Here is a 20846-nt window from a genome sequence, read left to right on the forward strand (position 1 = left end):
TCGATGCCCGAATCCGCCGGCCCGTAGAGGCGGCCGACGGCATGAACGTGCGGGCCGGGGCTGCTGGCCCGACCGACGCGCCGGCTCCGGAAGTTTCGGCGTCGGGCGCGCGCCGGCATGGTCCGGTTCGCGCCGCTGTCACGCACCGGACCGCGCGCGGTGCTTGAACGCGGGCGGCCCGGGGTCGATGCTGAACGAAATCGACTGTCAACGATGGAGGGATCCTCCGGATGCGCCGACCGTCGCTCGTCGTCCTCGTCCTCACCGCCCTGCTGGCTGCCGTCCCGGCCGCCGCCCCCGCCGCCGCGGCGACGCCGGCCGCGCCGGCGGCGCTCGCCGAGGTGCGCACCGCCGGCACCGCCTGGGGCCACGACCCGGCCACCGGCCGCCTGACCCTCACCGTCGACGACACGGTACGCGGGGCCGAACTGGCCGAGCTGCGCCGGACCGCCGCCCGATCCGGCGCGGTGCTGCGGCACGAGCCCGGCCGGCTGCGCCCGCTCATCGCCGGCGGACAGGCGATCTACGGCGGCGGCGGGCGCTGCTCGCTCGGCGCGAACGTCCGCAGCGGCAGCACCTGGTACTTCGTCACCGCCGGGCACTGCACCACGCTCGGCGCCACCTGGTACGCCGACAGCGCCAGCACCACGGTGCTGGGCAGCCGGACCGGCAGCAGCTTCCCCAACAACGACTACGGGGTGGTCCGCTACACCGGCACGGTCGCCCACCCCAGTGCCGTCTACACCTATCCGGGACAGGTGACCATCACGGCCGCCGGCAACGCGTACGTCGGGCAGGCGGTGTGCCGTAGCGGCTCCACCACCGGCGTACGGTGCGGCGTGGTCACCGGGCTGAACCAGACCGTCAACTACGCCGAGGGCAGCGTCGCCGGGCTGATCCGCACGAACATCTGCGCCGAGCCGGGGGACAGCGGCGGCCCGCTCTACGTGGCCGCGACCGGCACGGTCCTCGGGATCCTCTCCGGTGGCAGCGGCAACTGCACCAGCGGCGGCACCAGCTACTACCAGCCGATCCTGGAGATCCTCGCGGCGTACGGCCTCAGCATTCCCTGACCCGGGCGGGCGCCCGGCTCATCCGTCGCCGGGCACGGCCATCTCGCCGAGGGGCGACCAGTCCTGCTGCGGCACCGTCGCGTTGACGATCCGCGGCGTCTCCACCAGGTGCGGCGGCAGCGTGCGCCGGGCCTCGCGGAAGTGCGCCGACTGCACGTGCGTGGCGCCGGCCTCGTCGTCGCGGAACGCCTCGACCAGGACGTACTCGGTGGGGTCGTCCAGGCTGCGGGACCAGTCGAACCACAGGCAGCCCGGCTCGGCCCGGGTCGCCTCGGTGAAGTCGGCCACGATCCGCGGCCAGCGGTCGGCGTCGGACGCCCGGACCCGGAACTTGGCGGTGATGAAGATCATGGGTCCAGGCTACCCAGGCTGGGCGCGCCGGTCCCCGGTCACCAGCTCGCCCGCCCGTCGGTACTTCACGGTGGCGCTCAGCAGCACCCGACGGGCCCGCTGCGGCCGAGCGGTCGCCGGATCACCTCCTGACCGGGCGCCGCCGCCACGCCGGAGGGCGTTGGTCGGCGCGGACCGGTGGCCGACGGAGGACGCCGGGCCCGCCTACCGATCGGTAGCCTGACCCGGTGACCGTCTACGCCCTCGCGCAGCTCACCGTCCACGACCGGTCCCGCTACGACCGCTACGTCGCCGCCTTCCTCCCGGTGCTGGCCCGGCACGGCGGCCGGCTGCTCGCCGCCGACACCGCTCCCCGGGTGGTCGAGGGCGACTGGCCGCACGACAAGGTGGTGCTCATGTCCTTCGACAGCCGGGAGGACTTCGAGCGCTGGTCCACCTCGCCGGAGTACCGGGCGATCTCCCGGGACCGGGAGGCGGCCACCGAGGGGGTGGTCCTGCTGCTGGACGGGATCGGCCACGCCTGGCCGGCCTGACCGACGTCGCCGGTGGGCCCCGAGCCGCCCGTCGGGTGAGATAGGGTTTACCGGTCAGTCGAGGATCGGAGTGATCATGGCAGGTGACGACGACATCTCCGGGTGAGTCCCCCCGGACGGCCGCCGACGCGCGCATCCCGCGCCGTCGCCGCGGCCCTCTTCGTCGTCCCCTGTCCACGCCGGCGCACCGCGCCCGCGGCTCTCCCTCCTGAGGTTGATCATGTCCGACGCCTACGTCGTCAGCTCCGCGCTCTCCTTCTCCTGGCCGGACGACACACCGGTCCTCACCGACCTGACCTTCACCGTGCCCGGTGGCCGTACCGGCCTGGTAGCGCCCAACGGCAGCGGCAAGACCACGCTGCTGCGGCTCATCGCCGGCGAGCTGCGCCCGACGTCCGGCGCGGTCACCGTCCGGGGCGTGCTCGGCTACCTGCCCCAGAGCCTGCCGTTCGCCGTCGACCAGACCGTCGCGCAGGTCCTCGGCGTCGACCGGGCCGTCGCCGCGTTGCACGCCATCGAGGCCGGTGACGCCCGCGAGGAACACTTCGCCGCCGTCGGCGACGACTGGGACGTCGAGGAGCGCACCCGCGCCGAGCTGGACCGCCTCGGCCTCGGCGACCTGGCCCTGGACCGCCGGCTGGGCACGCTCAGCGGCGGTCAGGTGATCTCCCTGGGTCTGGCCGCGCAACTGTTGCGGCGCCCGGACGTGCTGCTGCTCGACGAGCCGACGAACAACCTCGACGAGGCGGCCCGCGAGCGGTTGACGGCGGTGTTGCGCGGCTGGACCGGCTGCCTGCTGGTGGCCAGCCACGACCGGGCGCTGCTGGACGAGATGGACCGCATCGCCGCGCTGGCCCCCGACGAACTCCGCTGGTACGGCGGCGACCACACCGCGTACGAGCAGGCCGTGCGCGCCGAGCGCGAGGTCGCCCAGCGGCAGGTCCGCAGCGCCGAGCAGGATCTCAAGCGGCAGAAGCGCGAGCTCCAGCAGGCCCGGGAACGCGCCGCCCGCCGGGCCTCCACGGCCGCCCGCAACCTGCCCGACGCCGGCCTGGCCCGGATCGTCGCCGGTGGCCTGAAGCGGGACGCCCAGGTCTCCGCCGGCCGGGCCGCCGAGACGCACGCCGCCCGCGTCGGCGACGCGCAGCACCGGCTGGACCAGGCCAGCCGTGCCGCCCGCCAGGACGACCGGATCGTGATCGACCTGCCCGACACCGCCGTGCCCGCCGGCCGGACCGTGTTCCACGGCGAGCGGCTGCGCGCCGAGTACGCCGGCCGCCCGGTGTTCGACGGCGTCGACCTGACCGTCCGGGGGCCGGAACGGATCGCGCTCACCGGCCCGAACGGCGCCGGCAAGTCCACGCTGCTGCGTCTGGTCAGCGGCGACCAGACGCCCACCGCCGGCACCGCCACCCGGATCGAGGGGCGGGTGGCGTACCTGTCGCAGCGGCTGGACCTGCTCGACCCGGCGCGGACGGTCGCGGAGAACCTGGCCGCCTTCGCGCCCGGGCTCGCCGACGCCGAGCGGATGAACCTGCTGGCCCGGTTCCTGTTCCGCGGTGACCGGGTGCACCTGCCGGTGCGGGCGCTTTCCGGCGGCGAGCTGCTGCGCGCCACCCTGGCCTGCGTGCTGAACGCCTCGCCGGCGCCGCAGTTGCTGCTGCTCGACGAGCCCACCAACAACCTCGACCTGGACAGCGTCGCCCAGTTGGAGAGCGCGCTGGGCGGCTACCGGGGAGCGCTGCTGGTGGTCAGCCACGACCCGCGGTTCCTGGCCGCCCTCGGTGTGGACCGGTGGCTGCGGCTGGCCGACGGCACGCTGGCCGGGACCGACGCCCCGGAGGAGTAGCCCGTCAGCCGCCGGCGCGCAGGTAGGCGAGCACGGCCAGCACCCGGCGGTGGGTGTCCTGGTCCGGCGGCAGGTCGAGCTTGGCGAGGATGTTGCCGACGTGCTTGCCGACCGCCGCCTCGGTGACGTGCAGCCGGGCGGCGATCGCGCCGTTGGAGTGCCCCTCCGCGACCAGGCCCAGCACCTCCCGCTCGCGCCGGGAGAGCGCATCGAGCGGGTCGCGGGGGCGGCGCAGCAGGTGCCGTACCACGTCCGGGTCGACAGCGGTGCCGCCGGCGGCCACCCGGCGCAGCGTGTCGGCGAACTCGGCGACGTCGGCTACCCGGTCCTTGAGCAGGTAGCCGACCCGCCGGCCGTCGCCGCTGTCCAGCAGCGCCGCCGCGTACCCGCTCTGCACGTGCTGGCTCAGCACCACCACCGCCAGATCCGGCCGCTCCGCGCGCAGCGTGACCGCCGCGCGCAGGCCGTCGTCGCGGTGCTCCGGCGGCATCCGGATGTCGGTCACCAGCAGCTCGGGCCGGTGCGCGCGGACGGCGGCCATCAGCGCCGGGGCGGAACCGACCGCGGCGGCCACCGCGAAACCGAACCGGGTCAGCAGGCCGACCAGGCCCTCCCGGAGCAGGACCTCGTCCTCGGCGAGGACGACCCGGATCACGGACGGCACGGCAGCTCCACCCGCACGAGGGTAGGCCCGCCGGGCGGGCTGGCCAGCAGCAACCTGCCGTCGACCGCGGCCACCCGGTCGGCGAGCCCGGTCAGGCCGGTGCCCCGCGCCGGGTCGGCGCCACCCCGGCCGTCGTCCTCGACCTCCACCACCAGCCGATGGTCGGTCCGGGTCAACCGCACCGCGGCGCGCGTCGCGCGGGCGTGCCGGGCCACGTTGCCCAGCGTCTCGGACACCATGTACCAGGCGGTGGTCTCGACCAGCTCCGGCACCGGGCGGGGCAGCTCCGCGTGGACGGTGACCGGGACCACCGAGCGGGCGGCCAGGTCGTCGACCGCGCCGGCCAGCCCCAGCTCGGTGAGCTGCGGCGGGCGCAGGCCCCGCACGATGCCGCGCAGCGTCACCATCAGCTCCTTGGCCTGCTCGTGCGCCAGGGCCAGCGGTCGCGCCGCCGGCGAGTCGTCCGGCACGTCGAGGCGGGCCAGCCCGAGCTGGAGCGTGAGGCTGGTCAGCCGCGGCTGCGCCCCGTCGTGCACGTCCCGCTCGATGCGGCGACGCTCCGCCTCGTACGCGCCCATCAGGCGGGCCCGGGACCGGGTCACCTCGCGCAGCGTCGTGGCGTCGGGCGCGTCGTCCAGCAGCCACCGGGCCACCGCCGCCTGGCCCGCGACCAGCAGGCCGGCCAGGTAGACCAGCGCCGGCACGGCGAGCACGCCGGCGACCGCGTACGGGACCGCCCCGGCCGGGGAGTCGACGGTGGCCCAGACCAGCACGATCCGGTCCTCGCCGCCGGCCAGCCACGGGCCGGCGACGAGCGCCGCGTCGAGCAGCACCAGCAGCGTGAACGTCCCGTACGCCAGCGGCACCACGGTGCCCAGCCAGCCGACGTACGCGACCTCCCGCCAGGCGGCGGCGCCGGTCCAGCGGGCGGCCGGGCCACGCCGCCCCGGCGCGCGTACCGGACGGCCGTCGACCAGGCCGAGCCGCCACCGCTCGACCGCCGCCACCGGCGCGCCGACCAGCGGGGCCACGGCGAGCCCGGCCAGCGACACCACGGTGAGCACGACCAAGACCGGGACGTCGACCGGCCGGCCCTGCCGCAGCGCGCTCACCACCAGCAGCAGCGGCGCGGCGAGCACGCCCGCCGCCACCGCCAGCACGCCGGCGACCGGCAGGGTGGTCACGGCGTACGCCAGGGCACGCCACGGCCAGGCGGAGCGTAGGTAACGGCGCTGGCGCAACGCCCCGGCCAGGTACGACGGTTGGTCCATGGTCATGGGCTGACGCTAGCCAGGCGGCGGCCGGCCGGCCCAGCCGTCCAGACCCCGGATGCCGGGTGGGGCTGGCCCCACCCCGCCGGGCCGGGCGCGTCGTACCCCGTCCCTATCATGAGCGGATGGAGCTGGCGTTCAGCGGCGAGGTGTGGTTCTGGCGCGGTCCGGCGCCCTACCACTTCGTCACCGTGCCCGACGAGCAGTGCGCGGCGCTGGCGACCGCCGCGGCCTCGGTCAGCTACGGCTGGGGCATGGTCCCGGTGGGCGTCCGGATCGGCGGCACCGGCTGGCGGACGTCGCTGTGGCCCAAGGACGGGCGCTACGTGCTGCCGCTCAAGGTGGCGGTGCGCCGGGCGGAGCGGATCGAGCTGGGCGACCGGGTGGGCGTCCGGTTGACGGTGGACGGGTGAACGCCGGCGACCTCGCCGCGGCGGGCCGGCTGCTCGCCGCCGCGACCCGGCCGGTGGTGTTCACCGGCGCCGGCGTGTCGGCCGAGAGCGGCGTGCCCACGTTCCGGGACGCGCAGGTCGGCCTCTGGCAGCGCTACGACCCGGCGGAGCTGGCCACCCCGGCGGCGTTCCACGCCGACCCGGCCCTGGTCTGGGGCTGGTACGAGGGCCGGCGGCACGGGGTGCGCCGCGCCGCGCCGAACCCGGGGCACCGGGCGGTGGCCGCGATCCAGGCCCGGCTGCCGGACACCGTGGTGGTCACGCAGAACGTCGACGACCTGCACGAGCGGGGCGGCGCCGTCGCCCCCGTCCGCCTGCACGGCAGCCTGTTCGCGCCCCGCTGCTCGGCGTGCGCCCGTCCGGCGCCGCTGCCCGACGACGCGGGGGAGCCGGCCGGGCCGCTCGACCCGCCGGCCTGCGCCCACTGCGCCGCACCGGTCCGGCCCGGCGTGGTGTGGTTCGGTGAGGCGCTGCCGGAGGCGGCGTTGGCGGCGGCGGTCGAGGCGGCGTCCCGCTGCGACCTGCTGCTCACCGTCGGCACCTCGGCACTTGTCCATCCGGCCGCGGAGATCCCGCTGGTGGCGGCCCGCCTCGGCGCGCCGGTGGTGCAGGTCAACCCGGTGCCGACGCCACTGGACGCGGTCTGCGCGGTCAACCTGCGCGGACCGGCCGGCGAGGTGCTGCCGGCGCTGGTCCGGGCCGCCTGGCCCGACGCGCCCGCCGGCTGAGCGATGTGGACCGCCCGACGGTAAACGTCGTGCGTCGATCGGTTCACCGACTGTTCGACAAGCGTCAGACGTCGCGGGGCGCCCGCTTGGGGAACACCGTGTAGGCGACCGGCCAGAACACCAGCCAGGCCGCCATGGCCAGGGTGAGCCGGCCGGCCCAGGCCCACAGCTCCCCGGTCCGCTCGGCGTCGCCGACCAGCGCGACGCCGCCGAGCAGCACCGCGCAGGCGACCGCCCAGCCGAGCATGCCCCTGCCCCACTCCCGCCATTCGTGCCGGGCCCGGGCCCAGCCGTGGCGGGGGGCCCGGCGCGGCGGCGGCCCGCCGGCGAACCGGTGGGCGAAGCGCTCGTCGGCCCAGCGCACCATGCTGTGCCCGAAGGCGACGGAGAAGCCCAGGTACGCGGCGGCGAGGCCGTGCGCGAACGTGGCGGTGCCCCCGCCGCGCAGGTCGATCATCGTGGCGGCCAGCAGCACGAGGTCGACGGCGGGCACCGCGAGCAGCAGCGCGGCGCCCAGGCGGGGCCGCCGCAACGGGTAGCGGGCGGTCAGTCCGGCGGCCAGGAACAGCCAGAACGCCACCTCGCAGGCGATGATCACTCCGATGAGCACGCGGCCTCCACGTTTTAGTACGCTGTGCGACAACAACCGTAGCAACAGCCGTCCACCGCCGCCGGAGGGGCCGTGCCCAAGATCGTCGACCATGAGGCCCGTCGCGCCGAGCTGGCCGCGGCGATGTGGCGGGTCGTCTACCGCGACGGCGTCGGCGCCGCCACGGTGCGCAGCATCGCCGCCGAGGCCGGCTGGTCGCCCAGCGCGCTGCGGCACTACTTCGCGACCCAGACCGAGCTGCTGGTCTTCGCCATGGAACACGTGATGGCCGAGGCAACCGAGCGGTTCACCGCCGGGGACCGCACCGGCACCACCCGGCAGGTCGTCCAACGGATGCTCGAGGAGCTGCTTCCGCTGGACCGGCAACGGGCTCGGGAGGCCGAGGTGTGGCTGCTGCTCGCCGCCCGGGTGCCTGTCGACCCCGCCGCCCGGGAGCGGATGACCGAGGCCGACGACGGCGTACGCCGGGCCGCCGAGCTCGCCGTCGCGCTGCTCACCGGCGAGCAGCCGGCCGACGCGGCCACCGTCGCCCGGCTGCACGCCCTGCTCGACGGCCTCACGCTGCACGCGTTGCTGCATCCCGACCGGATGCCACCGGCCCGGATCCGCGACCTGCTCGCCGCGCACCTCGACCAGCTCGCCGAGGGGCCGCCCGCCCGCGCCGGCGGATAGGGTCGCACCCGTGCGGACCAAACAGGAGCTGTCGACGGCGATCCGGGAACGACGGCGGGCGGCGCTGGTGGTCAACGCCCACTCCCGCCGGGGCCGCCGGCTCTACGACACCGTCCACGCGCGGCTGCGCGCGGCCGGGTTCACGCTGCTCGGCGCGTACCCGGTGGACCGGCCCGGCGAGCTGGACCGGGTGCTCGCCGAGGCCGCCGACCTCGGCCCGGACCTGCTGGTCACCGGCGGCGGCGACGGTACGGTCGGCGCGGCGGCCCGGCTGCTCGCCCACCGGGACGTCGCCCTGGGCCTGCTGCCGTTGGGCACCACCAACAACTTCGCCCGCACCGTCGGCGTCCCGCTCGACCTCGACGCGGCGATCGCCGTGCTCACCGGCGGCAAGGTCATCGACGTCGACCTCGGCCTGATCGGCGACACCCGGTTCACCAACCACGTCGGGATCGGGCTGTCGGCCGACATCATGCTGGCCGCGCCGCCCCGGCTGAAGCGCGCCGTGGGCCGGCTCGCGTATCCGCTGACCGCGCTGGGGCTGCTGACCCGGCACCACCCGCTGCGCGTGACGGTGCGCGCCGAGGGCCGGGATCACGCGTTCCGCACCCACCAGGTGTACGTGGCCAACGGCGGCTTCCACGCCGGCCGGCCGATCACCGCCGACGCCAACGCCGACGACCGGCTGCTGGTCGCGTACCCGGTCGGCGGGCCGAGCCGGCGCGGGCTGCTGCGCGAGACGGCCCGCAACGCGGCGGCCGGCCGCCGCCGCACGCTGCGCGACGAGCCGTTCCTGGCCGTGCGCCAACTGTGGCTGGAGACCGACCCGCCGGCCCGGATCGAGGTCGACGGCGAGCCGTACGGGCGGACGCCGGTGCGCATCGGCCTCGACCCGAACGCGTTGCGGCTGATGGCGCCCGCCGACAGCCCGGACCGCTGACCGGTCCGGCCCCCGGGCTCGACGTGCCGGCCGGGGGCGCCGGGAGTAGCGTGCGACGCGGAAACCGCAGCGAGGAGGTTCGACCGTGCAGCCGACGATCGTGGACGTGCCCACCCCCGACGGGACGGCGGACGCCTACCTGCTCCGGCCGGACTCCGGCGGGCCGTTCCCGGGCGTGCTGCTGTTCATGGACGCGTTCGGGCTGCGGCCCCGGCTGGCCGAGATGGCCGCGACCATCGCCGACCGGGGATACGTGGTGCTGGTGCCCAACCTGTTCCACCGCGCCGGCCCCGCCGCGCCGGTCGACACGTCCGCGCTGACCGACGACAGCCGGCGCCTCGAGCTGTTCGGGCGGCTCGGCCCGCTGATGGCCGCGCTGACGCCGGACGTGGTGGCCCGGGACACCGCCGCCTACCTCGACTTCCTCGCCGCCCAGCCGGATGTCGCGCCCGGCCCGGCGGCGATCACCGGCTACTGCATGGGCGGCACGAACGCGCTGCGGGCCATCGAGGCCCACCCGGACCGGATCGCCGCGGTGGCCGCCTTCCACGCCGGTCACGTGGTCAGCGACGCGCCCGACAGCCCGCACCGGGGCGTCGGCGCGGTGACCGGCGAACTCTACTTCGGTCACGCCGACCAGGACGCGTCGATGACCGCCGAGCAGATCGCGACGCTGGAGCAGGCGCTGGACGCGGCCGGCGTCACCTACCGCTCGGAGGTCTACCGGGGCGCCCGCCACGGCTACACGCAGGCGGACACGCCGATGTACGACGAGCAGGCCACCGAGCGGCACTGGGCGGCGCTGTTCGACCTGCTCGACCGCACGTTCGCGGGCTGACCCGCCGGGCCGGCGCGGCGACAATGGTGCGGTGGAGACCGAGCTGCTGCCGATGATCGCCGCCGAGCGGCGCCGCACGGCCGACCTGATCGACTCGCTCACCCCGGCCCAGTTGGACACGCCCAGCCTGTGCCGCGCGTGGACCGTCCGGGAGGTCGCCGGTCACCTGGCGTCGCCGCTGGTCGGCACGCCGTGGCGGCTGCTGCCGCTGCTGGTGGGCGCCGGGTTCCGGCCGCACCTGGCGAACGCGCGACTGGCCCGGCAGGTGGCCCGGCGACCGCCCGCCGAGCTGGCCGCCGCGCTGCGTGAGCACGCCGACCACCGGTTCCGCCTGCCGGTGGTCGGCTGGCCCGGCCAGCTCACCGGTCTTCAGGTGCACGGGCAGGACATGCGCCGTCCGCTCGGCCTCCCCGCCGACCTGGACCCGGAGCGGCTGCGGATCTCGCTGGACTTCCTCACCGGCGGCCGGGCGGTCGGGTTCGTCGACCGTCGTCGGGTCGCCGGGCTGCGGGTCGAGGCGACCGACCTGGGCTGGTCGGCCGGGGACGGGCCGGTGGTGCGGGGCACCGGGGCCGCGTTGCTGCTCGCGCTGACCGGCCGCCGGGTGGCGCTGGCCGACCTCACCGGGGACGGCGTGGCGCGGCTCGCCGCACGCTGACCGGCCGCCGACGGCGCGTCCACAGGCCACCGGCGCGCAACTGGCACCTGCCAACCCCGTCCCCGGCTGGCTAGCGTCGGCCCATGGACGCCGACCACACCGCCCCGGCGGGTCGCTTCGCCGCGCTGACCACCGCCCACGTCGCCGACGCCTGCCTGCGGGCCGGCGTCGCGGTCCGTTGCGCCCCGGCCGCCGTACGCCCGGTGCTGGCCGGGCGGCGACTGGCCGGACGGGTCCGGCCGGCCCGGCACACCGGCAGCGTCGACGTCTTCCTGGAGGCCATCGACCGCGCGGCCCCGGGGGACGTGCTGGTGGTCGACGACGACGGTCGCACCGACCGGGCCTGTGTCGGGGACCTGGTGGCGTGGGAGGCGCGGGCCGCCGGCCTGGCCGGCCTCGTCGTGTGGGGCGCGCACCGGGACACCGCGGACCTCACCGCCGTCGGGCTGCCCGTGTTCAGCCTCGGTGCCACTCCGACCGGGCCGCTGGAGCTGGACCCACGACCGGCCGGCGCGCTGGACGCGGCGCGCGTCGGGCCGTGGACGGTCGGCGCCGGTGACCTGGTCCTGGCCGACGACGACGGCGTGCTCTTCGTGCCGGCCGACCGGGCCGGGGAGCTGTTCGACCTGGCCGGGTCCATCCGGGACACCGAGCGGCGGCAGGCCGACCGGATCCGGGCCGGCCGGTCGCTGCGGGCGCAGGTCGGGTTCGGCGACTACCTGACCGCCCGCGCGGCGGACCCGACGCTGACGTTCCGGGCACACCTGCGGGCGGTCGGCGGCGCGATCGAGGAGTGAGGCTCAGCCGCCGCGCGCCCACAGCGCCAGGCGGACCCGGTTGGGGCTGTCGGTCTTCGCCATCAGGCTGGTGATGTGGGTTTTCACCGTGGTCACGCCGATGTGTAGCCGCTCCGCGATCTCGGTGTTGGCCAGCCCCTCCGCGACCAGGTCGAGCACGTCCTGCTCACGGGCGGTCAGCCCGGCCGCCCGTCGGGGCGTGCCGGCTCGGGCGCGCACGGCCCGCTGCACCAGCCGGCGCAGCACCTCGGGGCTGAACGGGCTGTCCCCGGCGGCGGCCCGGCGGAGGCCGTCGAGCAGGTCGGCCGGGGGCGCGTCCTTGAGCAGGAAGCCGCAGGCGCCGGCGGTCAGCGCCGGATAGAGGTGGTCGTCGTCGCCGAACGTGGTGAGCACCATGATCCGGGTGGCGGGCCGGTCGGCGAGGATCCGGCTGGTCGCGGTGATCCCGTCGACGCCGGGCATCCGCAGGTCCATGACCACCACGTCCGGCCGCAGCCGGGCGGCGGCGGCGATCGCGTCGCGGCCGTTGTCGACCTCGCCGACGACCTCGAGGTCGGGTTGGGCGTCGCAGAGCATCCGCAGGCCGGCCCGGATCAGGTGCTGGTCGTCGGCCAGCAGCACGCGGATCACGCCGGCTCCGGCGCCGACTCCGGCGCCACCCGGTCGGGCCGGGCCGGTACGCCGCCCGGCGGCAGCACCGTCCGCACCCGCCAACCGTCGCCGGTCGGCCCGGCCTCCAGCCGCCCGCCGAGCACCTCGACCCGTTCCCGCATCCCGACGATGCCGTGGCCGCCGCCGACCGGCACCACGGCCGGCGCCGCGCCGCGCCCGTCGTCGGAGACCGCCCAGTGCACCGCCCCGTCGACCACCGACACGGTCAGCCGGGCCCGGGCCGTCGTGCCCGCGTGTTTCGCGACGTTCGTCAACGCCTCCTGGGTCAGCCGCAGCACCGCCTGGCCGCGGACCGCGTCCACTGTGCCGATCGCCGGGTCCACGTCGGCCTCCACGGTGACCCCGGCCTGCCGGGCCCGGTCCACCGCCACGCCGAGCGCCGCCGGCAGCGCCGCCGGCTCGATCGCGGTCAGCGCCGCGTCACCGCGGACGCCGTCCGGGTCGCGCAGCACCGCGACCAGCCGGCGCAGGTCGGTCAGCGCGGCCGTGCCGGTGCGGTGCACGTCGTCGAAGACCGGGCCGACCCGCGGGTCGAGGTCCGGCAGCACGTGCCGGGCCACCCCGATCCGCAGCACCATCGACGCGACGTGGTGGGCGATCACGTCGTGCAGCTCCCGGGCGATCGCGGCCCGCTCGTCGGCGCGCGCGGCCCGGCTCTCCGACTCGCGCCGCCGCTGCTCCGCCACGGCCCGTTCCTCGGCCTGCCGGCCGAGTTCCCGGGTGGTCCGCACGACCAGGCCGAGCAGTAACGGGAGCCCGACGGTGACGGCGAGGCCGAGCAGGCCGGCGAGCGCCTGCCGGAGCGGGTCGCCGATCAGGTCGGTCAGTTCGACGGCGGCCAGCAGCCCGGCGGCCTGCCAGAACGTGCGGGGCCGCGTGGCCCGCATGGTCAGCTCCAGCAGCGCCCAGCTCGCCCCGACCTGGTTGATCATCACGTCGTCGACAAGCGGGAACGCGACCGCCAGCAGGGCCGACTGGAGCAGCAGGTTCAGCAGTGGCCGGCGATGACACAGCAGCGCCAGGGCGAACGCGCCGAGCGCGAGGATCCACTGCGTCGCCGTCGCCCCGGGCCGGCCGTGCACACCGACCACCAGGTAGCCGACGCCGGCGAGATTCAGCAGCAGTCGCCGCGCGAGCGTGTCACTTGCGTCGAGCAGCCGACCCACCCAGCCCACGACGTCAGCCTAGGCAACCGGCGCGGCCGGGGCCACCACCACGGTCCGCCGCCGCCACCCGGCCCGCAGTCCGAGGTGGACGGCCAGCCCGAGCGGGCCCAGCAGGATGGTGAGCACCAGCACCGGCGCGGTGAGCAGCGCCGGGATGCCCCGCTCCCGGCCGTCGCGCCAGATCCACCGCCCGACGAACAGATCGAAGCCGATCATGTGGGCCCAGGCCGCCGCCGCCCCGTCGTCGGTGCCGAGCAGGTCCCGCACGCCGTCCAGCGTGGGCACGGCCACCACCGGCAGCACCGTGCCGAGCGCCGGTAGCACCAGGATCGCGTAGACCAGCAGGACCGGTGCCACGATGAACGGCGAGTCGACGATCCGCGCGGTCCACGACCAGCGGGGGGCCACGATCATCAGCGCCCAGAACGGCGCGGCGAGGGCGAACGTCAGCCCGAACAGCGTGGCGGTCATCCGGCCAGCACCACCGTGGCGTGGCCCGACCGGCGGGCCAGGACCAGGAGGGTGGCCGTCGCGGTGGCGGCCACCAGCACCGCCGCCGCGATCAGGGTGAGTTCGTCCGGCCGCAGCAGCGGCTGCCCGCGTAACGCCTGTGCGGTGGCCAGCAGCGTCACCCCGGCGTAGGCGAACCCGCCGACGAGCACCAGCCGGGCCCGGGCCAGCTCGTCCAGGCGGGTGCCGAGGAACCGGTCGAGCAGGATCGCCAGCAACGGCAGCGCCTGCAACGCGTGCAGCCCGATGAAGTGACCGACCCGCAGGTCGCCGCCGGTGGTGCTCCAGCCGACCACCGGCAGCCCCGGGCCGCCGTCCGGCACGCCGACGCTGTGTGCCCCGGTGATGCCGGCGGGCGTGCCGTCCGGCTGCTGCGTCAGCATCGGGAACGCGACAAGCATGCCGAGCAGCGACACCGCGAGCCCGGCCCGGATCGCGTACCCGCCGGCGCGGTCCGGCAGGGGCCGGCGCAGCAGGACGACCGCGAGCACGACCTGGGCCAGGAACAGCACCATGACCGCCGTGCCCATGACGTTGTACAGCGCCGCGTCGAGCGGCGTGCTGACGTTGAAGTGGCTGGTGGTGCCGCGCACCACCTGGACGACGATGAGGGCGGTCTCCAGCACCGCGGCGGCCACGATCACGGTGACCGCCCGTTCGGCGAGCCGGCTGCGTCGGGGCAGCAGGGAGAGCATCCAGGCCAGGGTGCCGCCGTAGACCGCGAGTGAGACCGCGAACTTCAGCGGCTTGAGCCAGACGGGCGCGCCGGTGAGCACCCGGGGATCGACGACGACGCCGATCGCGGCGACGACGGTCAGCGCCGCCATCGCGGACACGAGGAGCATCAGTGGGCGGTAGCATCCGGCCGCCCGGTTCCGCACGGTAGTCATGCCTGTAGATGCTCGCGGCCGGCGACCGTGCTCGCGCCCGACCGGGGGTCGCGGTTGCGGCCACCGGTCCGAGCCGCGTCTCCTCCCGGGGGAGGAGACGGTCAGTCGGGCAGTAGGGGCATCTCCACGCCCGGGTCACGGCCGAGCAGCACCCCACGGGTCAGCGCCCGTGAGCCGAAGCGGTCCCGGACGGCGTCGACGGCGGCGTCCAGCGCCGGCCCCGGCTCGGCGGGGAACGGCAGGGTGAGCTGGGTGTGCCCGGTGTCGAGATTGCCCAGCGAGACGCCGAGCAGCGTGATGCCGCGCTGCTCGATCTGCGGCAACGCGGCGCGCAGCAGCGCCCGGGCGGTGGCCCGCAGCGGGGCGGTCTGCGCGGTCGGCTTGTCCAGCGTGTGCGACCGGGTGGCCCGGGTGTAGTCGGCGAAGCGCAGCCGCAGCGTCACCGTGCGGCCGGTGCGCCGGGCGTCGCGCATCCGCCCGGTCACGCGGTCGACCAGGCCGGCCAGGACCGCGTCCAGCTCGGCGGGGGAGTGCGGCTCGCGGCTCAGCGCGTGCTGTGCGCCCATCGAGGAGCGGCGGCGGCCCACCTGCACCGCGCGCGGGTCGCGGTTGTGGGCGAGGGCGTGCAGGTGGCGACCGGCGCCGCCGCCGAGCAGCGACACCAGGGCCGGCTCGTCGAGCCGGGCCACCTGCCCGACCGTGCGGAGGCCGCGCTCGCGCAGCTTCGCGGCGGTGACCGGGCCGACGCCCCACAGCCGCTCGACCGGCAACGGGTGCAGGAAGGCCAGCTCCCGCCCCGGCTCGACGACCAGCAGGCCGTCCGGCTTGGCCACCCCGCTGGCCACCTTGGCCAGGAACTTCGTCCGGGCCACGCCGACCGTGATCGGCAGGCCGACCTGGCGGCGGACCCGGTCGCGCAGCTCGGCCGCGATGCCGGCGGGTGGCCCGACCAGTCGCCGCAGCCCGCCGACGTCGAGGAACGCCTCGTCGATGCTGATGCCCTCGACCAGCGGGGTGGTCTGCCGGAAGATCTCGAACACGGCGCGGCTGGCGGTCGTGTACGCGGCCATCCGGGGCGGCACCACGATCGCGTCGGGGCAGAGCCGCCGCGCCTGCCGGCCGCCCATGGCGCTGTGCACGCCCCGCGCCTTCGCCTCGTAGCTGCACGCGAGCACCACGCCGCCGCCGACGATCACCGGCCGGCCGCGCAGCCGGGGGTCGTCGCGTTGCTCGACCGAGGCGTAGAACGCGTCCAGGTCGGCATGCAGGATGGTGGCCTCGCCCGACACCCGACCATCTTCGCACACCTGTTCGACGGATGGGTGCTGACCTGCGCGGAAAAGGTGGCCGGCCGGCGGAGGGTCCCGCCGGCCGGCCACCGTGCTCACCGCCCGTAGACCTCGAACTCGTAGAGCGAGAAGCCGTACGAGGTGGCCCGCTTGACCCCGTACACCCGCACGTAGCGGGCGCTGACCGGGGCGAAGGTGACGTTGTCGACGCCACCGTTGCCGGTGGTGGTGGCGAACACCGGCGTCCAGGAGCTGCCGTCGCCGGACACCTCGACCCGGTACGACGTGCCGTACGCGGACTCCCAGCGCAGCACCGCCCGGCTCACGGTGCGGGCCGCGCCGAGATCGACGCGCAGCCACTGGTTGTCGTTGTAGCTGCTGGCCCACCGACTGCCCAGGCTGCCGTCGACCGCCTTGTCCGGCGTGTAGCTGGTCAGGAACTGGGTGCTCGACGCGCTGGCCGGCCGGCCCTGGGCCAGGTTGGTGACGTCGTCGCCCCGGCGCGCCGGGAACGAGACGACCTGCTGGTAGGTGGGACGGTTCTGCCAGGCGATCAGCGGGTGGGTGATGCCGCCGAGCCCGGACTGGGCGATCGAGTCGGCACACCACTGGTCGCCGGCGCCGCAGGACTTGTCACCCGGGTAGACCGTGGTGGCGGGCACCGCGACGGCCTGGCCGAGCGCGCCGAGCAGCGCCGTCCGGCAGGCGCTGAGGGCGCCGTTGCCGCAGTACGCGCGCCCCAGCCCGCCGGCCACCGGGTCGCCGAGCACGGTGCGCACGTCCTTGTCGACGTAGCCCCACCAGCCGTACTGGAACGACGAGCCCTTGTGCGCCTGGCCCTGCAACGCCCAGTTCGCCGCGCCGTCGCGCCCGCCGTTCTGCCCGCCGGACGGCGCCTCGTTGACCTCGATGGCGTCCACCAGCGCGCCGTAGAGGTCCGGCCCGAGGCCGGGGCGGAACTCCGCCGAGGCCAGCAGCGGCCACCAGGCGTCGAAGATCCGGATGGCGTCGGCGTGCTGGTAGACCTTCGAGCCCGGCGACGTCTCCACCCGGCGGGTGCCGGCCTGCTGCCAGGCCCGCAGCTTGCCGACCGCGTCGGCGAGGGCCGGGTCGGTGACCGGCGCGCTGTCCAGCACCCGCAGCAGGTCGCCGAGGACCTGCTGGCCGCGCAGGTCGGTCACCGCCGCGTCCGCCATGATCTTGACGACGTCGGCGCGGCCGAGCTTGCGCTGGGCGATCGCGGCGCGCACCGGGCCGTCCAGCAACTGACCCCGGTGTACGGAGCCGAAGCTGAAGTTGCCGTCCGCCGCCCCGAAGTCGCGCGCCTGCTTGTTGTTCCAGCTCACGTAGTAGTCCTGGTTGACCGACTGCGGGTGTGCCGACGTGGGGGCGTAGCTCGCGTCGTTGGTGTCCGGGTTCCAGCCGGCCCACTCGTACGCCGGTTCGGCCTTCGCCGGCAGGTTCGGGTCGGTGACCGACGACCGGACCGGGTTCGCGCCGGAGTTGTAGTACGCCGCCTCGGTCGAGTTGACGTAGAACCAGTTGAACGCGTACCCCACGCTGGCGGCGGACGCCTGGAACGCCGCCGCGCTGCCCATCGCCGAGGGGTCGTTGAAGGCCTGGAAGCCGATCGCCGAGTCGGCCTCGTGCCGGTAGGTGGAGCGCAGCTTGGTGAACGCGGTGGGCTGCCCGTTCACCAGCCCCCGGTACGCGACCAGCCCGTACTTCGTGCGCAGCGCGCGCAGCGTGTACGAGCCGGCCGGCGTGGAGTCTGCCACCGTCGGCGACCAGGAGTTGCGCTGCTCCAGCGCCTCCATCGCGAGGCACTGCCCGTGGTAGAGGTAGCGGTTGGTGCGCAGCGTCGGCGCGCTGCCGTCGGTGGTGCACAGCGGCACCGCGTACGTGTCGGTGAGGTCCTGCGAGGCGGACGTGGCGCTCCACGCGTAGTCCTGCCCGCGGCCGAGCAGCACGTAGAGGTTCAGCCCGGCGAACGCCGCGCCGCGCGCGCTGATGCCGGGGCCCTGCAACTCCTGGAGCATCAGCAGTTGCGGCGCGAAGTAGCCGGTCTGCGGCCCGAACACGGCGACCGGGTTGCCGGTGGTGGTGTGCCGGCCGGAGACCACGACCGCGTTGGACATGCCGTGCGCGCGCAGGTTGGCCAGGCCGCCGAGGAGGTCCTTGGTGGCGGTGCTGGCGCCGGTACGGGCGGCGGCCCCGCCGGTGGCGTCGTAGGCGAGCGGCTCGGCGACCACCGAGCCGGCGTCGGGCAGCACCGCGCTGGTGGCGCCCGGCGGCGTCGCGCCGTACGGGAAACTCTGCCCGTCGTGCAGCGTGAGCACCGTCTCCGGGTCGTTCTGCGACCGGAACGCCGTCCACACCTTGTCGCCCTCGGTGGCGCCGTACTTGGCCCGGGCGGCGACCCGGACCAGCGCGGACTGGATCTCGCTGCCGCCCCCGCCGCCGAACAGGCCGCCGATCACGCCGGCGGTGGCGATCAGGTCGGTCATGGTGAAGTGCTTCGGCTTGCCGGCGCCGGCGAGCACGTACTCGCCGGGGTAGTTGTCGTCGGCGATCGACTTGTCGATGTAGGCGTTGATGCCGGCGATGTAGTCGACCACGTCGGTGTAGAGCTGCTGGCCCCGGGCGCCCCGGGTACGCAGCGCGTCCACCTGGGCCTGGAGGTCCGCCTCGGTGTAGGGCGAGTTGGCCCAGACGCTCTGCTCCAGCTCCCGGTTGCCGGGGGCGCCGCCGGCGAACGAGGTGACGTTGCCGCGGCCGACGTGCCGCAGCAGGTCCATCACCCAGAGCCGGTCCTGGGCTCCGGCGTAGCCGGCGCCGAACATGGTGCCGCCGCGGGTGGTGCCGGTGACGTGCGGGACGCCGGTGGCCTTGTCCCGCACGATGGTGACGTCCGAGCGCGGCGAGACGGTGCTCTCGACCTGCGTGGCGGGGACGCCGAACGAGGAGTCGTTGTAGAACTGGGCGATCTGCTCGTCGGTCAGCCCGGCGTAGTTGTAGACCAGGTTGGCGTACTCGTCGAGCTGGTCGCTGGAGTGCGCCGGGCGGGTGCCGAGCGTCTGGTGGGCCAGGATGGCGACCAGCGTGGCGTTGCCGTTCTGCCCGGGGGGCAGGATGTCGGCGCACTGGCCGAGGCAGTAGTCGTTGGCGGCGAACGTGGTGGCCGCCAGCGCCGGTGACGGCGGGGTGACGGTCAGCACGCTGGCGGTCAGGGCGGCGGCGGTGAGCGCCGCGAGCCGGGCACGGAGTGCGGGTCGGGACATGGCGATCCTCCGGGGACGCGGAGTCGGGCCTTCGGTACGCCCGGCTGCCGGTTGCCGACGTCTCGCCCTCCGCGCCCGGGCGTTCCACCCGGAGGTGAGAATGACTCATATCTATCTCCGGGCAATGATCGGCGGCGGACCGCCGCCCGGGATACCCGTTGTTCACCAGCCGCGAATGCCGACGTTTCGCCCCAGGCGCGGGGACCGGACGTGACGGTGGGGGATGGCGCCGTTGCCACCCCCCACCGTGCTCCCCGCCGGTGCGCTGTCAGCCCTTGTGGAACGACTGGCGCACCACACCCCCCACCAGCGCGCACCAGGTGCTGGTGCTGAGCTTGCCGGTGGGCGGCAGTCCGTGCAGACGTTGCAGGTCCTTCACCGCGGTCCGGGTCGGGTGGTCGTACTCGCCGGTCGGGGTGACCTCCGCCCAGCCCTTGGTGGCGAGCATGAACTGCGCCGCGACCACCGGGACGCCGGTGTCGTGCTGGTCCAGCTCCGGGGCGAGCGTCTCCCAGGTCGACGCCGTGAGCGTGGCGTCCACGTCGACCGGAATGCCGTTGCGGGCCTGCCAGTCCTGCACCGCCGCCACGGTGGCGGCGTCGAACACGCCGGTGACCGGCACGGGGTAGCCGCGGAACGTGAGCAGGTACTGCGCGACCTGGACGACCGGGCCGCCGACGAAGCGCCAGATGTCCGGCCAGCGTCGCGCCGGCACGTCGCCCAGCCGGGTGCCGAGCTTGCGGAAGACCTCGCGGCGCAGCCGGGGGAACTCCCGGTAGAACATCGCACCCGGGCACTGGGTGGCGCGGAAGTCCCAGTGGCCGAAGATGTCGTGCGCGTGCAGCCCGTACTGCTGGCAGATCGTGGTGCAGAGCCGGACCAGGCCGTCGAGCAGCTCCTCGGGCGGCGTCTCGGTGACGTAGGTGCCCTCGTTCTCGATGCCGATCGCGCGGCCGTTCTCACCCGGGCAGTGCGCGGCGATCATCTGCCGGTCGCCGGCCTGCAACCGCTCCAGGCTGCCGTGGCGTCCCTCCAGGACGTGACCGCCCCGGCTCACCGTGAAGTGCTGCCCGGTGTCCGACCAGCCGTTGCCGTCCATGTGCAGGTCCTGGCAGTCGCGGGCGAGCTGCTTGGCGTGTTCCTCGGAGTAGTCGGTGACGTTCGGGAACGCCATGTGGTGCACGATGATCTTGTTGGTCGGGATCGCGCTGACCGACAGCCCGCCGGCCGGCGGGCGGGCGGCCCACTCGTCGCAGCCGATGATCCAGTCGAGGTCCGCGCCCGGCGCGGCGTGCGCGCCGGCCGGAAACGCGAGCTCGCTCCCGACGACCGCGACCGCGGCGGCGCCGAGGCCGGCCCGCAGCAGCGTACGGCGGTCCAGCTCGGGGTGGTCGAAGTGCATGGCATCTCCTCGATGACCCGACCGACGCCGGGCGATGTAAAGGAACTCCAACTGAAGCGCGCGAGGTGGAGAATATTGCCACCACGCCGCACCGCGCCAGAGGACAAATGCCACCCGTGCCGACCGGCTCCCACCGCCCCGGTGCGTCGATCTTGCACTCGGTGCCCCGGCGAAAGGGGCGATCCGCCCGCGCCGAGGGC

The 20846-nt window shown here is 75.4% G+C and carries 21 protein-coding genes; 10 read left to right on the forward strand and 11 right to left on the reverse strand.

What is annotated here, in order from left to right; genetic code table 11:
- The first annotated feature begins 230 nt into the window (after positions 1 to 230).
- On the forward strand, positions 231 to 1073 hold the full coding sequence (locus tag VKK44_RS12595) for a S1 family peptidase (protein ID WP_343447117.1): 843 nt from the start codon (positions 231 to 233) through the stop codon (positions 1071 to 1073).
- Between the two features lie 18 nt (positions 1074 to 1091).
- Here the strand turns inward: VKK44_RS12595 and VKK44_RS12600 are convergent, their stop codons facing one another.
- Entirely contained in the window at positions 1092 to 1424 is a 333-nt protein-coding gene (locus tag VKK44_RS12600) for a putative quinol monooxygenase (protein ID WP_343447118.1), read from the reverse strand.
- 227 nt (positions 1425 to 1651) lie between these two features.
- On the opposite strand from VKK44_RS12600, the gene VKK44_RS12605 reads away from it, so the two are divergent.
- Both VKK44_RS12605 and VKK44_RS12610 read left to right on the forward strand, forming a co-directional pair.
- A complete protein-coding gene (locus VKK44_RS12605) occupies positions 1652 to 1957 on the forward strand; it encodes a DUF1330 domain-containing protein (protein ID WP_343447119.1) in 306 nt (101 codons plus the stop codon).
- A 220-nt stretch (positions 1958 to 2177) separates the two neighbouring features.
- On the forward strand, positions 2178 to 3806 hold the full coding sequence (locus tag VKK44_RS12610; RefSeq protein WP_343447120.1) for an ABC-F family ATP-binding cassette domain-containing protein: 1629 nt from the start codon (positions 2178 to 2180) through the stop codon (positions 3804 to 3806).
- Positions 3807 to 3810: 4 nt separating this feature from the next.
- On the opposite strand, the gene VKK44_RS12615 is transcribed toward VKK44_RS12610, so the two are convergent.
- Both VKK44_RS12615 and VKK44_RS12620 read right to left on the reverse strand, forming a co-directional pair.
- A complete protein-coding gene (locus tag VKK44_RS12615) occupies positions 3811 to 4470 on the reverse strand; it encodes a response regulator transcription factor (RefSeq protein ID WP_343447121.1) in 660 nt (219 codons plus the stop codon).
- Positions 4458 to 5747, reverse strand: a complete 1290-nt coding sequence (locus VKK44_RS12620; protein ID WP_343447122.1) for a sensor histidine kinase — start codon at positions 5745 to 5747, stop codon at positions 4458 to 4460. The genes VKK44_RS12615 and VKK44_RS12620 overlap by 13 nt, the downstream gene beginning before the upstream one ends.
- A 119-nt stretch (positions 5748 to 5866) precedes the next feature.
- Here VKK44_RS12620 and VKK44_RS12625 point away from each other — a divergent pair, with 119 nt between their 5' ends.
- Entirely contained in the window at positions 5867 to 6154 is a 288-nt protein-coding gene (locus tag VKK44_RS12625) for a DUF1905 domain-containing protein (protein ID WP_343447123.1), read from the forward strand.
- Positions 6151 to 6921: an SIR2 family NAD-dependent protein deacylase gene (locus tag VKK44_RS12630; RefSeq protein WP_343447124.1), complete on the forward strand. Its 771-nt coding sequence runs from the start codon at positions 6151 to 6153 to the stop codon at positions 6919 to 6921. Before VKK44_RS12625 ends, VKK44_RS12630 begins: the two co-directional genes overlap by 4 nt.
- A gap of 64 nt (positions 6922 to 6985) precedes the next feature.
- Here VKK44_RS12630 and VKK44_RS12635 read toward each other — a convergent pair whose 3' ends face one another.
- The gene (locus VKK44_RS12635) at positions 6986 to 7531 is read right to left on the reverse strand and encodes a hypothetical protein (protein WP_343447125.1); all 546 of its coding nucleotides are present in this window, start codon (positions 7529 to 7531) and stop codon (positions 6986 to 6988) included.
- Positions 7532 to 7603: 72 nt separating this feature from the next.
- Here VKK44_RS12635 and VKK44_RS12640 point away from each other — a divergent pair, with 72 nt between their 5' ends.
- The 5 genes from VKK44_RS12640 (at position 7604) to VKK44_RS12660 (ending at position 11436) form a co-directional block, all read left to right on the forward strand.
- Positions 7604 to 8203, forward strand: coding sequence for a TetR/AcrR family transcriptional regulator (locus VKK44_RS12640; RefSeq protein WP_343447126.1), 600 nt, complete (start codon positions 7604 to 7606; stop codon positions 8201 to 8203).
- Between the two features lie 10 nt (positions 8204 to 8213).
- Positions 8214 to 9143, forward strand: coding sequence for a diacylglycerol/lipid kinase family protein (locus VKK44_RS12645; RefSeq protein ID WP_343447127.1), 930 nt, complete (start codon positions 8214 to 8216; stop codon positions 9141 to 9143).
- Between the two features lie 85 nt (positions 9144 to 9228).
- Positions 9229 to 9981, forward strand: coding sequence for a dienelactone hydrolase family protein (locus VKK44_RS12650; protein WP_343447128.1), 753 nt, complete (start codon positions 9229 to 9231; stop codon positions 9979 to 9981).
- Positions 9982 to 10012: 31 nt separating this feature from the next.
- Positions 10013 to 10639 (forward strand): maleylpyruvate isomerase family mycothiol-dependent enzyme, encoded by a 627-nt coding sequence (locus VKK44_RS12655; protein WP_343447129.1) that lies wholly within the window; start codon positions 10013 to 10015, stop codon positions 10637 to 10639.
- An 83-nt stretch (positions 10640 to 10722) separates the two neighbouring features.
- Positions 10723 to 11436, forward strand: a complete 714-nt coding sequence (locus VKK44_RS12660) for an RraA family protein (protein WP_343447130.1) — start codon at positions 10723 to 10725, stop codon at positions 11434 to 11436.
- A gap of 3 nt (positions 11437 to 11439) precedes the next feature.
- Here VKK44_RS12660 and VKK44_RS12665 read toward each other — a convergent pair whose 3' ends face one another.
- The 7 genes from VKK44_RS12665 to VKK44_RS12695 all read right to left on the reverse strand — a co-directional run bounded on the left by VKK44_RS12665 (position 11440) and on the right by VKK44_RS12695 (position 20646).
- Positions 11440 to 12066 (reverse strand): response regulator transcription factor, encoded by a 627-nt coding sequence (locus VKK44_RS12665; RefSeq protein ID WP_343447131.1) that lies wholly within the window; start codon positions 12064 to 12066, stop codon positions 11440 to 11442.
- Positions 12063 to 13283: a sensor histidine kinase gene (locus tag VKK44_RS12670; protein ID WP_343447132.1), complete on the reverse strand. Its 1221-nt coding sequence runs from the start codon at positions 13281 to 13283 to the stop codon at positions 12063 to 12065. Before VKK44_RS12670 ends, VKK44_RS12665 begins: the two co-directional genes overlap by 4 nt.
- 9 nt (positions 13284 to 13292) lie before the next feature.
- Positions 13293 to 13745 carry an ABA4-like family protein gene (locus tag VKK44_RS12675; RefSeq protein WP_343447133.1) on the reverse strand — a complete coding sequence of 151 codons (453 nt, stop codon included), beginning with the start codon at positions 13743 to 13745 and terminating at the stop codon, positions 13293 to 13295.
- The gene (locus VKK44_RS12680) at positions 13742 to 14674 is read right to left on the reverse strand and encodes a hypothetical protein (RefSeq protein WP_343447134.1); all 933 of its coding nucleotides are present in this window, start codon (positions 14672 to 14674) and stop codon (positions 13742 to 13744) included. The genes VKK44_RS12675 and VKK44_RS12680 overlap by 4 nt, the downstream gene beginning before the upstream one ends.
- A gap of 101 nt (positions 14675 to 14775) precedes the next feature.
- A complete protein-coding gene (gene dinB, locus VKK44_RS12685; RefSeq protein WP_343447135.1) occupies positions 14776 to 15963 on the reverse strand; it encodes a DNA polymerase IV in 1188 nt (395 codons plus the stop codon).
- Positions 15964 to 16058: 95 nt separating this feature from the next.
- Positions 16059 to 19244 carry a penicillin acylase family protein gene (locus tag VKK44_RS12690; RefSeq protein ID WP_343447137.1) on the reverse strand — a complete coding sequence of 1062 codons (3186 nt, stop codon included), beginning with the start codon at positions 19242 to 19244 and terminating at the stop codon, positions 16059 to 16061.
- 268 nt (positions 19245 to 19512) lie between these two features.
- Entirely contained in the window at positions 19513 to 20646 is a 1134-nt protein-coding gene (locus VKK44_RS12695) for a peptidoglycan recognition protein family protein (protein ID WP_343447138.1), read from the reverse strand.
- Positions 20647 to 20846 lie beyond the last annotated feature (200 nt).

Source organism: Micromonospora sp. DSM 45708 (genome assembly GCF_039566955.1).
Lineage (GTDB): Bacteria > Actinomycetota > Actinomycetes > Mycobacteriales > Micromonosporaceae > Micromonospora.

Coding starts and splice junctions, on each gene's coding strand:
- VKK44_RS12595 (WP_343447117.1), top strand. CDS start 231: ATGCGCCGACCGTCGCTCGTCGTCCTCGTCCTCACCGCCCTGCTGGCT.
- VKK44_RS12600 (WP_343447118.1), bottom strand. CDS start 1,424: ATGATCTTCATCACCGCCAAGTTCCGGGTCCGGGCGTCCGACGCCGAC.
- VKK44_RS12610 (WP_343447120.1), top strand. CDS start 2,178: ATGTCCGACGCCTACGTCGTCAGCTCCGCGCTCTCCTTCTCCTGGCCG.
- VKK44_RS12620 (WP_343447122.1), bottom strand. CDS start 5,747: ATGACCATGGACCAACCGTCGTACCTGGCCGGGGCGTTGCGCCAGCGC.
- VKK44_RS12625 (WP_343447123.1), top strand. CDS start 5,867: ATGGAGCTGGCGTTCAGCGGCGAGGTGTGGTTCTGGCGCGGTCCGGCG.
- VKK44_RS12660 (WP_343447130.1), top strand. CDS start 10,723: ATGGACGCCGACCACACCGCCCCGGCGGGTCGCTTCGCCGCGCTGACC.
- VKK44_RS12675 (WP_343447133.1), bottom strand. CDS start 13,745: ATGACCGCCACGCTGTTCGGGCTGACGTTCGCCCTCGCCGCGCCGTTC.
- VKK44_RS12680 (WP_343447134.1), bottom strand. CDS start 14,674: ATGACTACCGTGCGGAACCGGGCGGCCGGATGCTACCGCCCACTGATG.
- VKK44_RS12690 (WP_343447137.1), bottom strand. CDS start 19,244: ATGTCCCGACCCGCACTCCGTGCCCGGCTCGCGGCGCTCACCGCCGCC.
- VKK44_RS12695 (WP_343447138.1), bottom strand. CDS start 20,646: ATGCACTTCGACCACCCCGAGCTGGACCGCCGTACGCTGCTGCGGGCC.